At 43.7% G+C, this 17,922-nt stretch carries 17 protein-coding genes; 5 read left to right on the forward strand and 12 right to left on the reverse strand.

Translation table 11 applies throughout. From position 1 onward, the window contains the following. Positions 1-209: 209 nt before the first annotated feature. The 5 genes from LG330_RS15875 to nikC form a co-directional block, all read right to left on the reverse strand. Positions 210-1,160 (reverse strand): L-threonine 3-dehydrogenase, encoded by a 951-nt coding sequence (locus tag LG330_RS15875; RefSeq protein WP_404405532.1) that lies wholly within the window; start codon positions 1,158-1,160, stop codon positions 210-212. Positions 1,161-1,742: 582 nt separating this feature from the next. Next, the gene (locus tag LG330_RS15880) at positions 1,743-2,798 is read right to left on the reverse strand and encodes an ABC transporter ATP-binding protein (protein WP_404405534.1); all 1,056 of its coding nucleotides are present in this window, start codon (positions 2,796-2,798) and stop codon (positions 1,743-1,745) included. Beyond that, positions 2,767-3,801 (reverse strand): ABC transporter ATP-binding protein, encoded by a 1,035-nt coding sequence (locus LG330_RS15885; protein ID WP_404405536.1) that lies wholly within the window; start codon positions 3,799-3,801, stop codon positions 2,767-2,769. Before LG330_RS15885 ends, LG330_RS15880 begins: the two co-directional genes overlap by 32 nt. A 29-nt stretch (positions 3,802-3,830) precedes the next feature. Continuing rightward, positions 3,831-4,781, reverse strand: a complete 951-nt coding sequence (locus LG330_RS15890; protein ID WP_404405538.1) for an ABC transporter permease — start codon at positions 4,779-4,781, stop codon at positions 3,831-3,833. Positions 4,782-4,797: 16 nt separating this feature from the next. Then, entirely contained in the window at positions 4,798-5,691 is an 894-nt protein-coding gene (gene nikC / locus LG330_RS15895) for a nickel transporter permease (protein WP_404405540.1), read from the reverse strand. Positions 5,692-6,301: 610 nt separating this feature from the next. Between nikC and LG330_RS15900 the strand changes: the two genes are divergently transcribed. Beyond that, on the forward strand, positions 6,302-7,939 hold the full coding sequence (locus LG330_RS15900; RefSeq protein ID WP_404405542.1) for a glutathione ABC transporter substrate-binding protein: 1,638 nt from the start codon (positions 6,302-6,304) through the stop codon (positions 7,937-7,939). A gap of 116 nt (positions 7,940-8,055) precedes the next feature. Here the strand turns inward: LG330_RS15900 and LG330_RS15905 are convergent, their stop codons facing one another. After that, entirely contained in the window at positions 8,056-9,246 is a 1,191-nt protein-coding gene (locus tag LG330_RS15905; RefSeq protein WP_404405544.1) for a glycine C-acetyltransferase, read from the reverse strand. 222 nt (positions 9,247-9,468) lie between these two features. Between LG330_RS15905 and LG330_RS15910 the strand changes: the two genes are divergently transcribed. Beyond that, positions 9,469-10,743 (forward strand): tetratricopeptide repeat protein, encoded by a 1,275-nt coding sequence (locus tag LG330_RS15910; RefSeq protein WP_404405546.1) that lies wholly within the window; start codon positions 9,469-9,471, stop codon positions 10,741-10,743. 70 nt (positions 10,744-10,813) lie between these two features. Here LG330_RS15910 and LG330_RS15915 read toward each other — a convergent pair whose 3' ends face one another. Both LG330_RS15915 and LG330_RS15920 read right to left on the reverse strand, forming a co-directional pair. Next, entirely contained in the window at positions 10,814-10,975 is a 162-nt protein-coding gene (locus LG330_RS15915) for a hypothetical protein (protein ID WP_404405548.1), read from the reverse strand. Positions 10,976-11,063: 88 nt separating this feature from the next. Further along, positions 11,064-11,390, reverse strand: coding sequence for a hypothetical protein (locus tag LG330_RS15920; protein WP_404405550.1), 327 nt, complete (start codon positions 11,388-11,390; stop codon positions 11,064-11,066). A 322-nt stretch (positions 11,391-11,712) separates the two neighbouring features. On the opposite strand from LG330_RS15920, the gene LG330_RS15925 reads away from it, so the two are divergent. The 3 genes from LG330_RS15925 (at position 11,713) to LG330_RS15935 (ending at position 14,437) form a co-directional block, all read left to right on the forward strand. Continuing rightward, positions 11,713-13,362, forward strand: coding sequence for a PTS transporter subunit IIBC (locus LG330_RS15925; protein ID WP_404405552.1), 1,650 nt, complete (start codon positions 11,713-11,715; stop codon positions 13,360-13,362). 3 nt (positions 13,363-13,365) lie between these two features. Beyond that, the gene (locus LG330_RS15930; protein ID WP_404405554.1) at positions 13,366-14,154 is read left to right on the forward strand and encodes an endonuclease/exonuclease/phosphatase family protein; all 789 of its coding nucleotides are present in this window, start codon (positions 13,366-13,368) and stop codon (positions 14,152-14,154) included. A gap of 88 nt (positions 14,155-14,242) precedes the next feature. After that, a complete protein-coding gene (locus LG330_RS15935; protein WP_404405556.1) occupies positions 14,243-14,437 on the forward strand; it encodes a hypothetical protein in 195 nt (64 codons plus the stop codon). A gap of 275 nt (positions 14,438-14,712) precedes the next feature. Here LG330_RS15935 and LG330_RS15940 read toward each other — a convergent pair whose 3' ends face one another. The 4 genes from LG330_RS15940 to ybaK all read right to left on the reverse strand — a co-directional run bounded on the left by LG330_RS15940 (position 14,713) and on the right by ybaK (position 17,759). Further along, positions 14,713-15,822 carry an acyl-CoA dehydrogenase family protein gene (locus LG330_RS15940; protein ID WP_404409641.1) on the reverse strand — a complete coding sequence of 370 codons (1,110 nt, stop codon included), beginning with the start codon at positions 15,820-15,822 and terminating at the stop codon, positions 14,713-14,715. A gap of 108 nt (positions 15,823-15,930) precedes the next feature. Continuing rightward, positions 15,931-16,572 (reverse strand): YitT family protein, encoded by a 642-nt coding sequence (locus LG330_RS15945; RefSeq protein ID WP_404405558.1) that lies wholly within the window; start codon positions 16,570-16,572, stop codon positions 15,931-15,933. Between the two features lie 293 nt (positions 16,573-16,865). Then, positions 16,866-17,198: a general stress protein gene (locus tag LG330_RS15950; protein ID WP_404405560.1), complete on the reverse strand. Its 333-nt coding sequence runs from the start codon at positions 17,196-17,198 to the stop codon at positions 16,866-16,868. A gap of 87 nt (positions 17,199-17,285) precedes the next feature. Then, positions 17,286-17,759, reverse strand: a complete 474-nt coding sequence (gene ybaK, locus LG330_RS15955; protein WP_404405562.1) for a Cys-tRNA(Pro) deacylase — start codon at positions 17,757-17,759, stop codon at positions 17,286-17,288. Positions 17,760-17,922: the final 163 nt, after the last annotated feature.

The raw sequence follows: 17,922 nt of genomic DNA on the forward strand, positions 1-17,922 counted from the left end.
GGGGACGCTTTCCGCGGACGAACGCTCAATCCTCCTCAGACAGAAAACCACTGCCTTCCGGGGTCTTTCACGATCGTTTTTCCGCAGGAGTCGCCCCCTTACGCTTCAATCATCAGCTGTGCATTTACAGCAATGACCTTTAACTAAGTTGTTAAAAAAGCTGTTCCTGCAATCCATTTGTGAGATTGCTGAAACAGCTTTTAATCACGTTAGTTTGTGATTGTCGTTTTTAACTTTGACAGCATATCAATTGTCATTGAAGACAAGTCATGCTGCGATTTGAATCCCCATTCCTCTTTTGCAGCGGTCGCATCAATCGCATCTGGCCAGCTGTCGGCAATTGCCTGACGAACAGGATCCGGCTGATAGTGCATTTCAAAAGAAGGCATGTGCTTTTTAATTTCTGCTGCTACCATTTCAGGCTCAATGCTCATTGCAGTTACATTGAACGCGTTGCGGTGCTTGAGCTTAGCAGGATCTGCTTCCATCAGGTCGACAATCGCCTGAAGCGCATCCGGCATATACATCATATCCATATAAGTACCCTTATTAATTGGAGAAGTATAGCTGCCTGATCTTAAAGCTTCATAATAAACTTCAACTGCATAGTCAGTCGTTCCACCACCAGGAGGTGTTACATAAGAGATCAATCCCGGGAAACGCACTCCGCGTGTATCTATGCCGAAACGCTTGAAATAATAATCACACAGAAGCTCACCGGATACTTTATTCACGCCATACATTGTTGTCGGGCGCTGAATCGTATCCTGGGGTGTATGTGTTTTTGGGGTATCCGGACCAAACGCACCGATCGAACTTGGTGTAAAGAACTGCAAATTGTGCTCACGCGCTGTCTCTAGCCCGTTCATCAGCCCACCCATATTCAGATGCCATGCAAGTTGTGGAGCTTCCTCAGCTTTAGCAGAAAGCAATGCTGCCATATGCATCATTGTATCTACCTTATACTTAGACACGATCTCATTCATTTTCGCGCCATCTGTCACATCCAGGATTTCAAAAGGTCCTTCTGTAACCGCTTCTGTATCTGCCGTACGAATATCAGATGCGATGACATTGTCTGAGCCGTATTCTGCACGCAGCTTTGTAATTAACTCTGAACCGATCTGACCAAGCGCACCTGTTACTAATATACGTTTCATGAGAAACCCTCCATTGCTATTAAATATTAGGCTTTGAAAAAATTGGCTGATGACTTCCGCTTCAGGGGACGCTTTCCGTGGCCGGGCGGTGAGCCCGCAGGCTTCGCCATGCTCGGTCTCACCTGTCCCTTCCTGCCACAGGAGTCGCCCCTTACGCTACAATCATCAGCTGTGCAGTAATAATAATGATCTTTAACACTTCGAAATATTAAAAGAACATTTGTCCTTATGAGAAATACACTTAAAGTTAATTTATAGTTGTTTCTTTACTAATTTAACATAAAACATGTGAAATGTTTATATCGGAAGGACATTTTTATTTGAGTTTGCAAAAGTTTGTGTTAGTTTGGCGGGGTGATTTGTATGGAATTTTGATGGTGTTCGACACTTAACATGCAAGGTTCGGGTGATAGTTGATGATATTCGGCGTTTAACTAGTCTGGTTCGCCACTTGAACTGCGTGGTTCGACGTTTAAGCGCTGATGTTCGACACTTAGGGTCATCTGACCTACTCCGTCACCCTTCTGTTCCACATTCCATCACACAAAAAAACCAGCCCGCAGGCTGGTTTTTCACAATCTATTATACTTCCTGCCCCTTACCGACAATTGCTTCAGCTGAATAGTCCTTTGGCTTGCGTTCACCTGATTCGATTTCTTCGATATAGTGACATGCAGCCTGATGACCTTCCTTCATGAAGTCAGTGGTGCGCAGTTCAGGTACGTCTGTTTTACATTTTTCAGTCGCAAACGGGCAACGCGTATGGAAACGGCAGCCTGCTGGCGGGTTGATTGGAGAAGGTACATCTCCTTTAAGTGCAATACGTTCTTTTTTAGCGTCAGGATCCGGAACCGGAATCGCTGACAGCAGCGCTTTTGTATAAGGATGCTGCGGATTATCAAACAGTGAATGCTTATCACCGATCTCAACAATTTTACCAAGGTACATAACAATGATCCGGTCAGAAATGTGACGAACAACACCAAGGTCATGCGAGATAAAGAGATACGTCAGTCCGAATTCTTCCTGCAGCTCTTCTAGCAGGTTCAGTACCTGTGCCTGAATCGATACATCGAGCGCTGATACTGCTTCGTCACAGATGATCAGCTTCGGATCTACAGACAGGGCACGTGCGATTCCGATACGCTGACGCTGACCACCTGAGAATTCGTGCGGATAGCGGTCTGCCTGGAACTTCTGCAGTCCTACTGTCTGAAGCAGTTCTTCGATTTTTCTGCGGCGGTCTTTTTTCGGTACCGCATTTTGAATATCCATTGCTTCTTCAATCACAGCAGATACGATCTGACGCGGGTTGATTGATGCGTATGGATCCTGGAAAATAATCTGAAGATCTTTGCGCATTGCGCGCATTTCTTTTTTACTTAATGTTGTCAGATCTCTTCCTTCGAAGGAAACTACACCTTCTGTCGGCTCATCCAGACGGAGGATTGCTCGTCCGGTTGTTGATTTACCACAACCTGACTCCCCTACAATACTCACTGTTTCACCTTCATATACTGTAAAGCTGACATCATCAACGGCTTTAACGTGGTTAACGGTACGACCGAAGAATCCACCTTTAATCGGGAAATACTGTTTTAGTCCCTCAACCTTTAGTAGTTCTTTCTTCGCTGTCATGGACATTCACCTCCGGATCGCCGTCCCACTCATCTGAGTAGATCCAACAGCGAATCTGATTATTATTTTCATCTGTTACAAGTTCAGGCATCGTTTCGCGGCAAAGCTCTGTCGCAAATGGACATCTCGGTGCGAATCGGCAGCCTGTTGGCATATTGTGCGGACTTGGAACTGTTCCATTGATTGGCTTCAGCTTGTCCTGCTCGATATCGTGTCTTGGCAGAGAGTTCAGCAGCCCTACTGTATACGGGTGCTTTGGATTCTTGAAAAGTGACCGTACATCAGAGAATTCTACTACCTGCCCAGCATACATAACGGCTACGTAATCACATGTCTCGGCTACAACACCAAGATCATGGGTAATCATCATGACAGACATGTGTAATTTATTCTGTAGTTCACGGATCAGATCAAGAATCTGCGCCTGAATTGTTACATCGAGTGCAGTTGTCGGCTCATCGGCAATCAGCATATCAGGATTACAAGAAAGTGCGATTGCGATCATGACACGCTGTCTCATACCGCCTGAAAGTTCGAATGGATACTGGTCCACACGTTTTTCAGGAGAAGGAATACCAACCAGCTTCAGCATTTCGATTGCTTTCAGCTTCGCTTCACGCTTATTCAGTCCCTGGTGAATACGAATCGATTCCATGATCTGCTGACCGACTGTGTATACAGGATTCAATGAAGTCATTGGCTCCTGGAAAATCATTGAGATATCATTACCACGGATGGCACGCATCTGCTTTTCTGAATACGTGAGAATGTTTTCTCCTTTAAAGCGGATTTCCCCGCCTTTAATTTCACCTGGCTTAGCCAGCAGGTTCAGAATCGATAAAGCTGTAATACTTTTACCTGATCCGGATTCACCTACTATACCAATCGTTTTACCGCGTGGCAGAGAAAAGCTTACGCCGTCAACTGCTTTTACTTCACCTTCATCTGTGTAGAAAGATGTCTGAAGTTCGCGGATCTCTAAAATATTTTCTGATGAGCTCATGTGATCACCCCTCATTTCTTTTAAAAATCTTAGTTCAGATCTATACGTTTATTCAGGAATCTGTAAGAAATATCAACAAGTAAGTTTACCATTACGAACAAAACGGATATAACAAGTACTGTACCCTGTACAACCGGGAAGTCACGCTGTCTGATTGCATCAATTGTCAGACGGCCCATTCCGTTGATTGCAAAGATTGTTTCAGTTAGTACTGTACCACCTAAAAGTGCACCGAATTCAAGACCGACAACCGTTACAACTGGAATCATAGCATTTTTAAGAGCATGTTGATAAATAACAACTCTCTCTTTCACACCTTTTGCACGGGCTGTACGAATATAATCCTGACTGATGACTTCAAGCATACTTGAACGTGTCATACGTGCGATAATCGCTGCACCTGCTGTACCAAGCGTAATAACCGGCAGGACAACCTGTCTCCAGTCATCACCCCAGCCGGATGCACGCATCTGCAGGAATGGCTGTAAGGAATCAGGGATCCAGTTACCAATTGCAAACCACTGGATCAGCATCAGTCCAAGCCAGAAGTTCGGCATTGAAAGTCCAAAGAGCGCGACAATCATGATGACTACATCTGATACAGTGTAGTGACGAACTGCTGACACGATTCCTGCAATCAGTCCTAAAAATACACTTAATATTGTACTATAAACTGCTAATTCTACGGTGACCCAGAAACGGGCACTGATTTCATCTGCAACAGGACGGCTGCTTCGTACTGAAGTTCCCAGATCACCTGTTACAACATTTCCAAGAAACGTACCATATTGTACATGTAATGGATCATTTAAACCCAATCTTTCACGAATCTGTTCAACCTGACGCTCAGGTGCAGCTTCTCCGGCGATAATCTGTGCCGGGTCACCCGGGATCAGGTGCATCAGAGAAAATACTAATATCGTAACCCCAAGTAAAACAGGGATCGTCTGTAGTAAACGACGGACAATAAATTTCGTCATATCAAAGCACCTCCAGTTATTGTTTCATTTTCGGATCTAGTGCGTCGCGGATTCCATCTCCAAAGATGTTGAACGCCAGAACGACAAGCACAATCATCATGCCAGGGAAGAACGCAACGTGCCATGCATCGTAAATGTAAGCACGACCTTCAGACAGCATCGCTCCCCATTCAGGCATCGGCGGCTGTGCCCCAAGACCAAGGAAGGAAAGACCGGCAGCTGTCAGAACTGCTGTTGCAATTCGAAGCGTTGCCTGAACAATAATAGGAGACATAACGTTTGGCAGGATGTGACGAAAGATAATTCTGAAATCTGTTGCGCCAAGTGCTCGGACCGCGTCTATGTATTCAAGCTTCTTAACTGACAGCGTTGAACCGCGGACAATACGCGCAAATGCAGGAATTGAGAAAATACCTACAGCAATAATAACGTTTTGAAGACTTCCACCAAGAACACTTACGATCGCGAGTGCGAGAAGAATACCCGGGAATGCAAGCAGAACATCCATGATACGCATAATCACGTTATCAATGCGTCCTCCATAATAGCCCGATATGATTCCAAGCGGCACCCCAATGACCAGACCAATCACCACAGATGTAAAACCTACATATAAGGTAATACTCATTCCATGGATAATCCGGGTGAAAATATCTCTTCCGAAGTTATCAGTCCCAAACCAGAATTCAGCTGATGGACCTGCAAGTTTGTTTGCAATATCTGTTTCATTCGGTGTTTTAGATAAAAACATCGGTCCAAAAATTGCAACAAGTATGAAAAAGACAATTAAATATCCGCCGATTAAAGCTGCTTTATTCTTTTTAAGTCTTTTCCAGATCATTTTATAGTTTTCTATTCTGGGATTGACTTTCTTAGCCGTAACCGGATGATTAACCGTATTTTCACTCATTTTTTTACACCCTCTCTTTTACGTATAAATCGTTTTGTAAAGTAATAGGAAAGAACTTTACGCACCTCAACAATATTAACGTATTTTCAACAAAAATGAAACTATTCTAATATCTTTTTTTATGAAATGATTTGCATAAAATCAGGCATGAAAATTTTCGTAAGGATAATAATGTCACATTGTTGATATTAGAATAACATTATTAAAATTACATATTTTATTTATATGTTTTTTTACAGCTTGATCTATGTGCTGACAAGCTTATCCTGACTTGCAAAGTTTTCTGTAAAATCTGGTTCGCGCAGATTTTTTCACTAAATTCAGTAATGAAAAAACGTTTTATTCCTGCTGATAAAAACAAAAGCTCTTTTGCAGTATTCATTATTTTAGCAGAGTAACGCTTTAAAGCTAAAACTAATCGCATAAATTATTCTAATATAATTATAAGATTTTCCAATATCATGAACATAGTTTGATATTCTTTATAAATACTACTGAAACTATTTTTACACGCTTGTAATATTTTAAAATTTGCGATATATTATTTTTTGAATATTGCGCTTTGTGCGTACATTTCAGAATCACTATCTAAATATGGGGGGTAATTTTTTTGACAAGTAAAAAGACGCTTTGGGCATTTTTACTAACGCTTGTACTTGCAATGTTCCTTGCAGCATGTGCCGGTGGAAGCGATGACGCTGATTCAGGCGACGGCGGTTCTACTGACGACGGCGGCGAAGAGACTACAGATGACGGCGCTACTGCTGAAGGCGGTTCAGGCGGCGATTTAATGCTGAATGTACTATCTGATGCATCATCACTTGATCCACACGGTTCAAACGATGTTCCTTCATCAAATATTCAGGCAAATCTTTATGAAACACTTGTATTCCAAAACGCAGATAACGAAATTGAGCCACTACTGGCTGAATCTTGGGAATCTGTAGATGAACTTACTTGGGAATTCAAACTTCGTGAAGATGTAACATTCCACGATGGTTCAGCTTTCAACGCTGACGTTGTAAAAGCTAACCTTGATCGCGTACTTGATCCTGAAGTAGCATCACCACGTGGTTTCCTTTATGAAATGATTACTGAAGTTAACGTAATTGATGAGTACAATGTACAAATCGTTACTGAATATCCATTTGCTCCACTACTTGCTCACCTTTCTCACAGCGGTGGCGGTATGATTTCTATGGATGCAATTGAAGCAGACTATGCAGCAATGGAAGAAGGCTCTGAGCCAGGTTCTGTTATTGCACAAGAGCCAGTTGGTACTGGATTCTTCAAATTCGAAAGCTGGACTCCTGGTGAAGAAATCGTTCTTGCAAACAACGAAGAGCACTGGGATGGCGGAGCACAGGTTGATACTGTAACATTCCGCGTTGTTCCTGAATCAGGTACGCGTGTAGCTGAACTTGAAACAGGTAACGCACACATTATCGATCCACTTCAGCCAAACGAAGTTTCACGTGTTGACAACCTTGATAATGCATCTGCACAAATTCAGGGATCAACATCACTTTCTTACCTAGGATTTAACACTGAAAAAGAGCCTTTCAACAACGAACAGGTTCGTCAGGCAATCTCTATGGCAGTTGATAAAGCTTCAATCATTGAAGGTATTTACGATGGATACGGCGTTCCTGCTGTAGGTCCAATTCCTCCAGGCGTATTCGGTTACGATGAAAGCATCGAACCACTTGAGTACAACATGGATGAAGCAAGAGCACTTCTTGAAGAAGCTGGATTTGCAGATGGATTCTCTACTTCTATCTGGACAAACGATAACCCACAGCGTATGGATACAGCTGTACTTGTTCAAGAAGCACTTGCTGAACTGAATATCGACGTTGAAATTGAAGTAATGGAATTTGGTTCATTCCTTGATGAAACTGCTGCGGGTAACCACGACATGTTCATCCTTGGATGGTCAACTCCAACAGCTGATGCTGACTATGCAACATATGCACTATTCCACTCTTCTCAGGTTGGAGCACCGGGTAACCGTTCATTCCTAGCGGATGACGAAGTTGACCAGCTGCTTGACCAGGGTCGTCAGGAAACTGACCAGGACGCTCGTGCTGAGATCTACTCACAGCTTCAGGAACGTCTTGTAGAAGTGGCACCAATGGTTTACATTCACCACCAGGAATACCTGACTGGTGTAAGCGATAATGTATCTGGATTCTCTACACTTCCAAATGGTCTTTATCAGCTTAAAGATGTTACAATTTCTGAGTAATCAGATATGATAAAAAACCCCGTCCGGAGCGATCTGGACGGGGTTTTTTTGCTTTATAAAAGCGGCTGCCCCATATAAACTGGTGCAGCCGCTTTTTCCTGGTCATCTTGTATTTTTTACTTAATAATTTCTAATTCCTTACCAACCTTCTCATACACAGCAATTGCTTCATCCAGCATTTCTTTTGTATGCGCTGCTGTTGGCATGTTTCTAACTCGTCCTGTGCCGCGTGGAACCGTTGGGAAGACGATCGATTTCGCATATACGCCTTCTTCAAACAAACGTTTGCTGAATTGCTGAGTCAGCTTTTCTTCGCCTACAATACAAGGTGTAATTGGCGTTTCACTTTCACCTATATCAAATCCAAGCTTCTTCAGGCCATCCTTCAGGTAACGTCCGTTCTCCCACAGCTTATCGTGAAGCTCTGTGCTGTCGATCAGAATTTGAAGCGCTTCTGTAATCGCTACAGTATCTCCAGGTGTTAAGGCTGTTGAGAACAGGAATGGGCGTGAACGTACTTTCAGCAGATCAATTAGATCCTGCGTACCTGCCACATACCCACCTACTACACCGATCGCTTTAGACAGTGTACCCATCTGGAAGTCCACTTCTTTTTCAAGACCAAAGTGCTTAACCGTACCAGCACCTTTACCCATTACACCTGAACCGTGTGCATCATCTACATACGTAATCAAATCAAATTCTTTTGCGATTTCAACGATTTCAGGGAGCTTTGCAACATCTCCATCCATTGAAAATACGCCATCTGTAATGACCATCACTTTGTTATACTGGCCGGACTCAGTTGCTTCCTTTGCTTTTGCACGAAGATCTTCCATATCCGAGTGTTTTACACGAATAATCTTTGCTTTAGAGAGACGGCAGCCATCAATAATAGAAGCATGGTTCAGTTCATCTGAAAGAATCGCATCATTTTTATCCATAACAGCTGAAATCGCAGCCATATTACAGTTAAAACCTGACTGGTATGCGATTGCAGCTTCCGTTCCCTTGAATTCAGCAAGCTTTTCCTCAAGCTTCACGTGCACGTCAAGCGTACCGTTGATCGTGCGGACAGCCCCTGCTCCTACACCATAATGGTCAATTGCCTTTTTTGCTACTTCTTTTAAATGCTCATTTGTAGCAAGTCCAAGATAGTTATTTGAAGATAAATTGATCAATTCCTGACCACGAATCTTAATTTTCGCACCGTTAGGACCCTCTACCGGATCAATTTCATTGTATAGACCCTTTTCCTTAAGATCATTCAGGTTATCCTGTAAAAACTGATGAAGTACTTTAGACATCTTATTTCCTCCTCGTTTACATTTGTCCTTCTGAAAAAGACATTATTTGTTGTTTTAAAAGTATTTAACACACTTTTCATTTTAACATGTTTATGTATTGTGGACAAAGTAATGTGTATACAGTTTATCTTTTCCCTCATCACTACCTGAATATTCATTTTACAGGCAAAGCGATTTAAAAAGTATGATATAATAAGTAAGAATTTGAGAGGAGGAACGAGAATGATGAATCATACCTTTTATTTAAAAGATAAAGATCAATCACGGACCGCCCTGACACCAACCCGTCTGGCTATTCACGTTCCATGTACGATTCTTGAAGCACAGGATGAGTACCGCCACTTATATCACTTATATTTTAAAGACCAGCAATTCCTTGCCGCTAAAAAGGTGAGCCGCTCCAGAAGGCGCAGCTACACTGAAAAAGCGTTCACGCAGGGAATTGTTTTTTTATGTCCCCATCCGCTTGCTGATCAGCTTATTGGACCAAAGTCAACGATCGTGAATCAATCTTTTACTGCCTTACTGAAAAAAATAGAGCATGACCCGATGCAAACCGTAGAAATCTTTAGCTGCTTCGACGGGCTGATTAAAGAAGAAAAGCTGTTTAAAGTTTTGCGGGATCACTACTATTCGTATAAACGCGACGGAAAGTTTAAAAAAGCAGCCATTGTCTGTGACCGGATCAGATCCATTTATCCGGATCACGAATGGATTCAGTCAATCCGTTCTGAAAAAAATGATCCGGCAAATGATCAGCGCACGTTGTGGGAAGCACGCAATCTGAAAGTAGGTTTTTCAATTCAGCATCAGCTTGCTGCAGCCGAGGAAGAATACAGATCCTCCCCCGCTCCCGGAACTTTTAAGACACTGCTCGAATTTACAAACGTTCACTATTCACCGCCACAGCAGCAAACGCTCTATGACAGGCTGCTTGCAGACGGTTATGACGAACCGGCCAGGAATGCATTCAAAGAATACATCAGAAATCATCACCCTGTTGAAGCCATTCAATTGCTCGCACAGTATCCATTTACACTCAGGGCGTCAGATGTCCGGGACCTGAGAACGCTGCTGCATGACCAGGACAATCTGAGATCACTATCGTTCGAGACCCTTTGCAGTAAGCTTGCACCGCTCCTTGCTGACTATCCTGAGGAAATGAACGACATGATTCTGGCCGCCATCAAACGTGTTCCTGATCGTGATGTAAATACGTTATTACACCATCTGACTTCACTCACAAACCTGCCAGTCTATGAGCTTATAAAACAGCTGTCAGAAACTGCGGAAGACCCTGAACAGCAGGCTGCTGCAGGTGAACTCTATGAAAAAATCGGTTTCTACCGGGAAGCCATTGACTGCTACACATACGAAATGGAGCTGCACCCAGAATCACGGGAACCAGTTGAACGCCTGTCCCGTACCTACCTTGCTGCCGGACAGGCTGAGGAAGCGAAGGCTTATCAGGATTTGCTGAAGACGATGGTTTCATAGAAAAAGGACATTCCGTGATGGAATGTCCTTTTTCATAGTTGTGAACTTAATCATATTTTTTATAAGAAATTTAGAGGCTAGCTTCTGACTTCACAGTTAATTGAATCAGCGGTCTGGATAATTGATTCATCAGAAATGATAATTGCTTCACCTGTCCGGATAATTGAATCAGCAGGGCTGTCGGAACAGATAATTGAATCATGGACAGGCATAATAGGTTCACAGCCAGCATTAATTGAATCACCTCTCCACTTATTTGAACGCCGCAGTCTGGTTAATAAGGCACAGCGGCATACTCCGTCCCCACTGTGCCGCTCTCCTCATCTCCCAGTCACCTTCTCCACCGCCTGCAGCTTCTGATTGATCCACTCGCGATCCATTGCAGGCATCTGATCAAGCTCAGCTTTTTCAATCACATACCGGGCAGTTTCTTTTAGTGAGTCAAGGTGCTGCTGCGGTGCACCTTCTCCTGCGAATGCGATGGCTTCAAGCATGGCGGTTAAAACTGAGACGTCTTCTTTTCCGTAATGACGCAGTTGAAAGAATGTTTTATATAAAATATCCCTGTAGGACGGCAGATTGAATTTCATCAGTCCTTCTCCATTTTCGCCAGTGATCAGGATTGGTCTGACAGGAAACTGCGCCATGTTACCAAGCAGATACCGATATGTCTGATACTGTCATTTATAGTGTTTGCTGTATGTCTGCTTATGAATATTATATCTCAGGCGGCACAGTGGGGACGGAGTTGGCTGTTCTGTTTTTAGAATGACTACAAAAATAACTCACTAACCTCCGTCCCCGCTGAGCCGCTGCCACAATCAAACAAATTTTTTATAAAAACGCTTGCAAGTTCTTCGTCTTGTATATACAATATTCTACATGAACAATTAGTGCAAACGGTTGCATCAAGTTGTACATAATACAATCAATTACTCTATTTATACATAGAACCTTGGAGGGCTTGTTATGAAAAAGATTTTCGGTTCCTTTGATTTCTGGCAAAAGTTCGGTAAAGCACTGCTAGTTGTGGTTGCTGTTATGCCGGCTGCCGGGATCATGATTTCACTTGGTAAGCTGATCGCGATGATGACTGGCGACATCGTGTTAATGCAAACGATTGCACGTGTCATGGAAGACATCGGCTGGGCAATTATTACGAATCTGCACATTCTGTTTGCAGTCGCAATTGGTGGCTCATGGGCAAAAGATCGTGCAGGCGGAGCATTTGCTGCATTGATCGCATTCCTTTTAATTAATAGAATTACTGGCGCAGTATTCGGTGTAAACGCTGATATGCTCGCTGATCCTTCTGCAACAGTTACATCTCTTTTAGGAGCTGAACTGGTTGTTGCTGATTACTTTATTTCAGTCCTTGGGGCACCTGCACTGAATATGGGTGTGTTTGTCGGAATTATTTCCGGTTTCCTTGGGGCAGCACTTTATAACAAATATTATAATTTCAGTAAGCTTCCACAGGCGCTGGCTTTCTTCAACGGTAAACGTTTTGTACCTTTCGTTGTAATCGCAGGTTCTGTTGTTGTTGCGCTGATCATGTCTCTTGTATGGCCATTTATCCAGGGGCTGCTGAATGATTTCGGTCAGTGGATTGCGAGTTCAAGAAACTCAGCGCCAATCATTGCACCATTTATTTTCGGTACGCTTGAGCGTCTGTTACTGCCATTTGGCCTTCATCACATGCTGACGGTTCCGATCAACTATACTGAGCTTGGCGGTACTTATGTGATCCAAACCGGTGCAAGTGCAGGCAGCATGGTATCCGGACAGGATCCACTATGGCTCGCCTGGGTTACCGATCTTTACAATATGCTTCAACAGGGTAACACTGCGGGCTACAATCAGCTGACTGAAGAAGTTGTGCCTGCCCGCTTTAAAGTTGGACAGTTCATTGCATCATCTGCAGCGCTGATCGGACTTGCGCTTGCGATGTACATGAATGTTGATAAAGACAAACGCACAAAGTATAAATCAATGTTCCTTTCAGCAGGACTTGCTGTATTTTTAACAGGTGTCACTGAACCAATTGAATTCATGTTCATGTTCGCAGCACCACTTCTTTACATCGTATATGCAGTGCTGACTGGTGTTTCGTTTGCACTTGTTGATTTAATTGATCTGCGCATTCACGCATTTGGATTTATTGAATTCCTGACAAGAACACCGCTGATTGTAAATGCCGGGCTTACCCGCGACCTGATCAACCTGGTATTGGTATCTGTGATGATGTTCGCAGTGAACTTCGGAGCAGCCTACTTCCTGATCAAACGCTTTAACTTCCCTACTCCGGGACGTGCAGGAAATTATATTGAAGAAACGACAGGAGAGAAGGTTTCATCTAAAACAACTGATGGCAACAAAGATTCACAGGCTGTTGCGATTATCGGTCTTTTAGGCGGAGAAGAAAATATTGAAGATGTGGATGCATGCATGACGCGTCTTCGTGTAACAGTAAAAGATATCGCTCTTGTAGCAGACGAGAGAATCTGGAAGCAAAACGGTGCCCTTGGACTTGTGCTTCGTGACCGCGGCGTTCAGGCAATCTACGGCCCTAAAGCAGACGTTCTCAAATCTGATATCCAGGACGAGTTAGGAGCTTAACCGATGAAACTGCTCACACTGAACTGTCATTCCTGGCAGGAAGAACAGCAGCTTGAGAAGCTTGATATTCTGGCAAAAACAATCACAGAACGTGATTACGATGTGATCGCCCTGCAGGAGGTCAGTCAGCTGACTGATGCGCCTGCAGAAGGTGATTATAAAAAAGGACACTTTGGTCTCGAACTGCTGAAACGTTTAGCAGCATTCGGGAGAAAAGACGATCGGATGCACTGGACTTTCTGTCATTACGGTTATGATATTTATGAAGAAGGCGTTGCACTCATTTCACGCCTTCCGATCACAGCAGCGGATTCATTTTTTATTACAGAATCTGTTGACCCTGATCACTGGAAGACACGTGCAGTCCCACGGATCACAGTGGACGCCGGTGGCCAGTTGATTGACTTTTATTCATGCCACCTCGGCTGGTGGAGTGATGAAGAAGAGCCTTATATTGAACAGGTTGAACGCTTAATCGGAAAACAGCACCCTGATAGACTTTCATTTTATATGGGAGACTTCAACAATCACGCAGGTTTAAAGGAAGAAGGCTATGGCCTCCTTCTATCAAAAGGTCTGGAGGACACTTACACACTTGCTGAATCAAAAGACAGCGGCACAACCGTATTCGGCGAAATCGCAGGCTGGGAAGGAAACGCACAGCCGCTCAGAATCGATTACATTTTTGCGTCAGCTCCTGTAAAAGTAAGGTCCTCTAAAGTGATTTTTAACGGGGAACACTACCCTGTTGTATCCGATCATTTTGGTGTTGAGGTGGAAATAGAGATTTAATTGATAAAACGATCTCTATGGTGGAATAAATTAGATTTACTAGACACATTTCCTATGACATCTAAGTGTAGCGGACCGTAAGATTGAAGTGACGCTTGAAACTGCTGCTTATGCAAGGTCACTATCTGAAATCGTCGAGCTTACAGGCGATCAACAGACATATGAATTCACTTTTACTGCAGCGACTCAGGAACCACTTAGCCTGAAGTCTCTAATGGGAACTGTTGCCGGTGAAGCAAATGAAGCGCATGACATTACGATTGATAATGTAACATTGGAATAGGAAAAAGCCGAGATCCGGGGAATGTCCCTAGTCTCGGCTTTTTTGTATGGTGTGCGTGTTGGCGTTCAATTATGTCTCGGGATGATTCGATTCATGCGGGCGGTGAATCAATTATGACGAGTGATGATTCAATTCCGCCAGTCCGATTAGCTGAACGTTCAATAAAGTGTAGAGATGATGCAAATAATGACAGCGGTGAACCAAATATCATCACCAATGATTCAATTAAATGCCAGCACCCGCTTCAGCAATCGACAGCCATCTTCCGCGACCCATCACTCACCCACCATCTGCTTCCCAAACTGCCCTTTCACCATATCCTCCATCGGCGGGTTATGCAGTCCCATCCGCACGTCCCGGTAATAGCGCTGCATTGGACTTTGCGCAGACATACTCTGCGGTCCGACAATTCTCATGGATTTTTCTACAATCTCAATTGCAGCATTGGTTACATGGACTTTAGCTGAACTTAAGAGTGATCGCACATCCTCTTTATCATCAGCCCGCTCGTAGGCTTCAGCTGTATGATAAAGCACCTGTCTCGCACTTAATAGCTTCACTTGCAGATCACCGAGCTTTTCCTGTACATTTGGCAGGCTGCCGATCGGTTCGCCCAATGAAGCAGGTTCATAAGCTGCGGCAAAAGCAGTAGCGTCTTCAAGTGCAGCGCCTGCAATACCGATATAGCATGCAGGTATATGAAGCAGCCAGCTCATTGGCGGCTTGGCACCGGCTTCTTTTCCATCCTTCAACAAATAGCGCTCAGGCACTTCAACCTTTTCTAATACGAGGTCATGACTTGCCGTACCGTGCATCCCGATACTGTCCCAGGATTCTCTGATCGATACACCTTCAGCATCCCCAGGAATAATAAAAGTTGCGACCTGCTTTGTCCCTTCAATGACCGCAGTGACGAAAATGTAATCGAGCATTGGCGCAAGAGATGTGTAGGATTTCTCACCTGTAATCTCCCAGCCTGATGCAGTTTTGACAGCTATTGTTTTTGGCAGCGCTCCTCTTGCAGGACTGCCTGCACCTTTTTCAGTGGCGGCTGTATTTACAATTGCACCGTCTTTTATTTTCTCCAGGATAAAATCGGCTGCTTCCTTTTTCCAGTGACGTCTTTCACTGAACTCAAGCAGCGTACCCGTGTGCCAGCCGATCGAAAGCGCAGTTGCACCGCTTCCTTTGGCGATCGCCTCCTGACCAAGTACAAGTTCATAAAGCCCTTCTCCCTGACCACCGAATTCCTTTGGCAGGGTCAATGTTGAATAGCCGTGTTGAATCAGTTCTTTTATATTTTCTTCTGGGTAAGCATTCGGTTCATCAAGTAAATGTTCACGTTTTTTAAATGAAGGAATGAGTCTGTTCAGGTCAGCAATCATTCTCTTCTGTGCATCTGTTTTTGTAAAATCGTACACACACATCACTCCTGCGTTTTCATATAAGTTTACAGGACGTTCATTTTAACACCAACCAATCTGCTCGGAAAATCACGCATGATGCGCTGCTGGTTTTGTATCTTTTGCAAGCAGTTTCGTGAGGGCAAGCTGACTTTGCGGCAGCGACAGATTAACAATCGTACCGGTAAAAAATGCAATTAGAATCGTTCCGATACCGACAGGACCACCTAATAGCCAGCCTATAGCGAGTGCCACAATCTCAATACTGCGGCGTACCTTAGACACATTCCACCCCGTTTTTCTCACAATCATCATCATAATCGTATCTCGGGGCCCCTCACCAAGATTTGCAGATACATATATTCCCACACCATAACCTGATACAATAATGCCTGCCAGCAAAATAGCAGTCGCTCCGACGATAGACTGCGGCTCCGGTATCAGCCAGTTAAAGAAATCAATAAATACTCCGATTAACAGCATATTCAAAATTGCACCAATGCGTGGCGGCTTTTTCGTCATTAATACCGTTAATCCAATGATCAGTGCACCAACTAAAATGGCCCATGTCCCGACAGTCAGGCCAAACTGCTGGAACAATCCGACGTGCAGCACGTCCCACGGTCCGATACCGAGCTGCTGTCCCTTGATTGTCAGTGTAATGCCGAGCCCTAATATCACAAGACCCGTCAGGAAGAAGCTCCAGCGCAGCGTTTTTTCTCTTCTATTCATAGAAAATCCTTCTTTCATTAATAGAGATCATATTTTCACTTAGACTACTTTAACATATTTGATATTTTTTTGGTTGATGAGGGATTTGTAGTGCTGGTTATGACGTGGTTCGACGGAAAACGTTTGGTGTTCGGAGGATAACGGTTGGGGTTCGACAGTAGATGTTCGATGTTCGAAGGTTAAACAGTGATGTTCGGCGTTTAACCAGCTATGTTCGACGCTTAGTGAAAATATACCTATATCTTTCAAGAAAAAAATCTGCCCTGCTAAGAGGACAGATTTCTTATCAAAAATTATACTGTAAAGCCTGCCGGCGCGTCTTTTACAACGACAATGACTTTACCTTCATCAAGTTTTTCTTCTAAACCTTCTGCTTCAGTAGCTGTGAAACCCAGATCCTTGAACTGATCACGCAGCTCATCGCCTTTTTTGCTGAAAATGTTTTTCGCTTTTGTTGCGAATCCGCCTGGCGTATTTGCGTCAGCGTTATCCGCAATTCGTTTTGTACGGTCGTCATCATGTGTTACGACATAGATCGTATCCTCGTTAACACCCTTTGCTTTAATGGAGCCAATTGCATTTACTACTTCCTCATCGTTTGTGAACTCTTTGTAAAATAGACTCATGCTTATCTCCTCCTGGTTAATTGCTGTAAATTGCTCTACAGAACAATTCTACCCGGCAGGAGAAATAGTTAAACTTTCGAAAATTTTTTATGTGAGTACTGAAAATGCTCCACCCGTGACATGACTGAGGTCATCGGGATTTATTTCAATTTGTTTACCAACCTGACCAGCGCTTACTAAAATGGATTTTTGCGTTTTTGCAGGCTCATCTATAAAAGTTGGAAACTGCTTTTTCATGCCAATCGGAGAACAGCCGCCTTTTATGTAACCGGTAATCTGCTGCAGGCTTTTCATCGGAATCATTTCCACCTTCTTTTCCCCTGCTGCAGCTGCTGCTTTTTTAAGGTTCAGCTCACGGTCTACAGGAATTACAAATACATAATACTGTTTTGATGTTCCCTGAGCAATAAGGGTTTTAAATACCTCATCTGCTTTGCGGCCGACTTTTTCTGCGACTGCCACGCCGTCTGTCAGCCCGTCCTTTGAATCGTAAGATGTTGTGCCGTATGAAATGGATGCAGCATCAAGTATTCTCATTGCATTCGTCTTGCCTTTTGCCATTACCAAACGCCCCTTTGTGTTTTCTGATTATTTTTATTTTACACGAATCCGGCTAAACCGTTTTACAATTTTCCCTTGAGGCTCTATGATTATTTTGGATAGCGAAATATTTAACTCACATAACCGGTGTTGATCTCCGTGGAGGACTGCGCTTTCCTGCCCC

This window comes from Jeotgalibacillus malaysiensis (assembly GCF_044789845.1).
In the GTDB taxonomy this organism is placed as follows: domain Bacteria; phylum Bacillota; class Bacilli; order Bacillales; family Jeotgalibacillaceae; genus Jeotgalibacillus; species Jeotgalibacillus malaysiensis_A.

Bases quoted from the DNA above. Each gene is read 5' to 3' on its own strand.
- LG330_RS15945 (WP_404405558.1), bottom strand. From the start codon at position 16,572: ATGAATAGAAGAGAAAAAACGCTGCGCTGGAGCTTCTTCCTGACGGGT.
- LG330_RS15915 (WP_404405548.1), bottom strand. From the start codon at position 10,975: ATGCTGGCTGTGAACCTATTATGCCTGTCCATGATTCAATTATCTGTT.
- LG330_RS15930 (WP_404405554.1), top strand. From the start codon at position 13,366: ATGAAACTGCTCACACTGAACTGTCATTCCTGGCAGGAAGAACAGCAG.
- LG330_RS15910 (WP_404405546.1), top strand. From the start codon at position 9,469: ATGATGAATCATACCTTTTATTTAAAAGATAAAGATCAATCACGGACC.
- nikC (WP_404405540.1), bottom strand. From the start codon at position 5,691: ATGAGTGAAAATACGGTTAATCATCCGGTTACGGCTAAGAAAGTCAAT.
- ybaK (WP_404405562.1), bottom strand. From the start codon at position 17,759: ATGGCAAAAGGCAAGACGAATGCAATGAGAATACTTGATGCTGCATCC.
- LG330_RS15920 (WP_404405550.1), bottom strand. From the start codon at position 11,390: ATGGCGCAGTTTCCTGTCAGACCAATCCTGATCACTGGCGAAAATGGA.
- LG330_RS15905 (WP_404405544.1), bottom strand. From the start codon at position 9,246: ATGTCTAAAGTACTTCATCAGTTTTTACAGGATAACCTGAATGATCTT.
- LG330_RS15925 (WP_404405552.1), top strand. From the start codon at position 11,713: ATGAAAAAGATTTTCGGTTCCTTTGATTTCTGGCAAAAGTTCGGTAAA.
- LG330_RS15950 (WP_404405560.1), bottom strand. From the start codon at position 17,198: ATGAGTCTATTTTACAAAGAGTTCACAAACGATGAGGAAGTAGTAAAT.
- LG330_RS15880 (WP_404405534.1), bottom strand. From the start codon at position 2,798: ATGACAGCGAAGAAAGAACTACTAAAGGTTGAGGGACTAAAACAGTAT.
- LG330_RS15890 (WP_404405538.1), bottom strand. From the start codon at position 4,781: ATGACGAAATTTATTGTCCGTCGTTTACTACAGACGATCCCTGTTTTA.
- LG330_RS15875 (WP_404405532.1), bottom strand. From the start codon at position 1,160: ATGAAACGTATATTAGTAACAGGTGCGCTTGGTCAGATCGGTTCAGAG.
- LG330_RS15940 (WP_404409641.1), bottom strand. From the start codon at position 15,822: ATGATTGCTGACCTGAACAGACTCATTCCTTCATTTAAAAAACGTGAA.
- LG330_RS15885 (WP_404405536.1), bottom strand. From the start codon at position 3,801: ATGAGCTCATCAGAAAATATTTTAGAGATCCGCGAACTTCAGACATCT.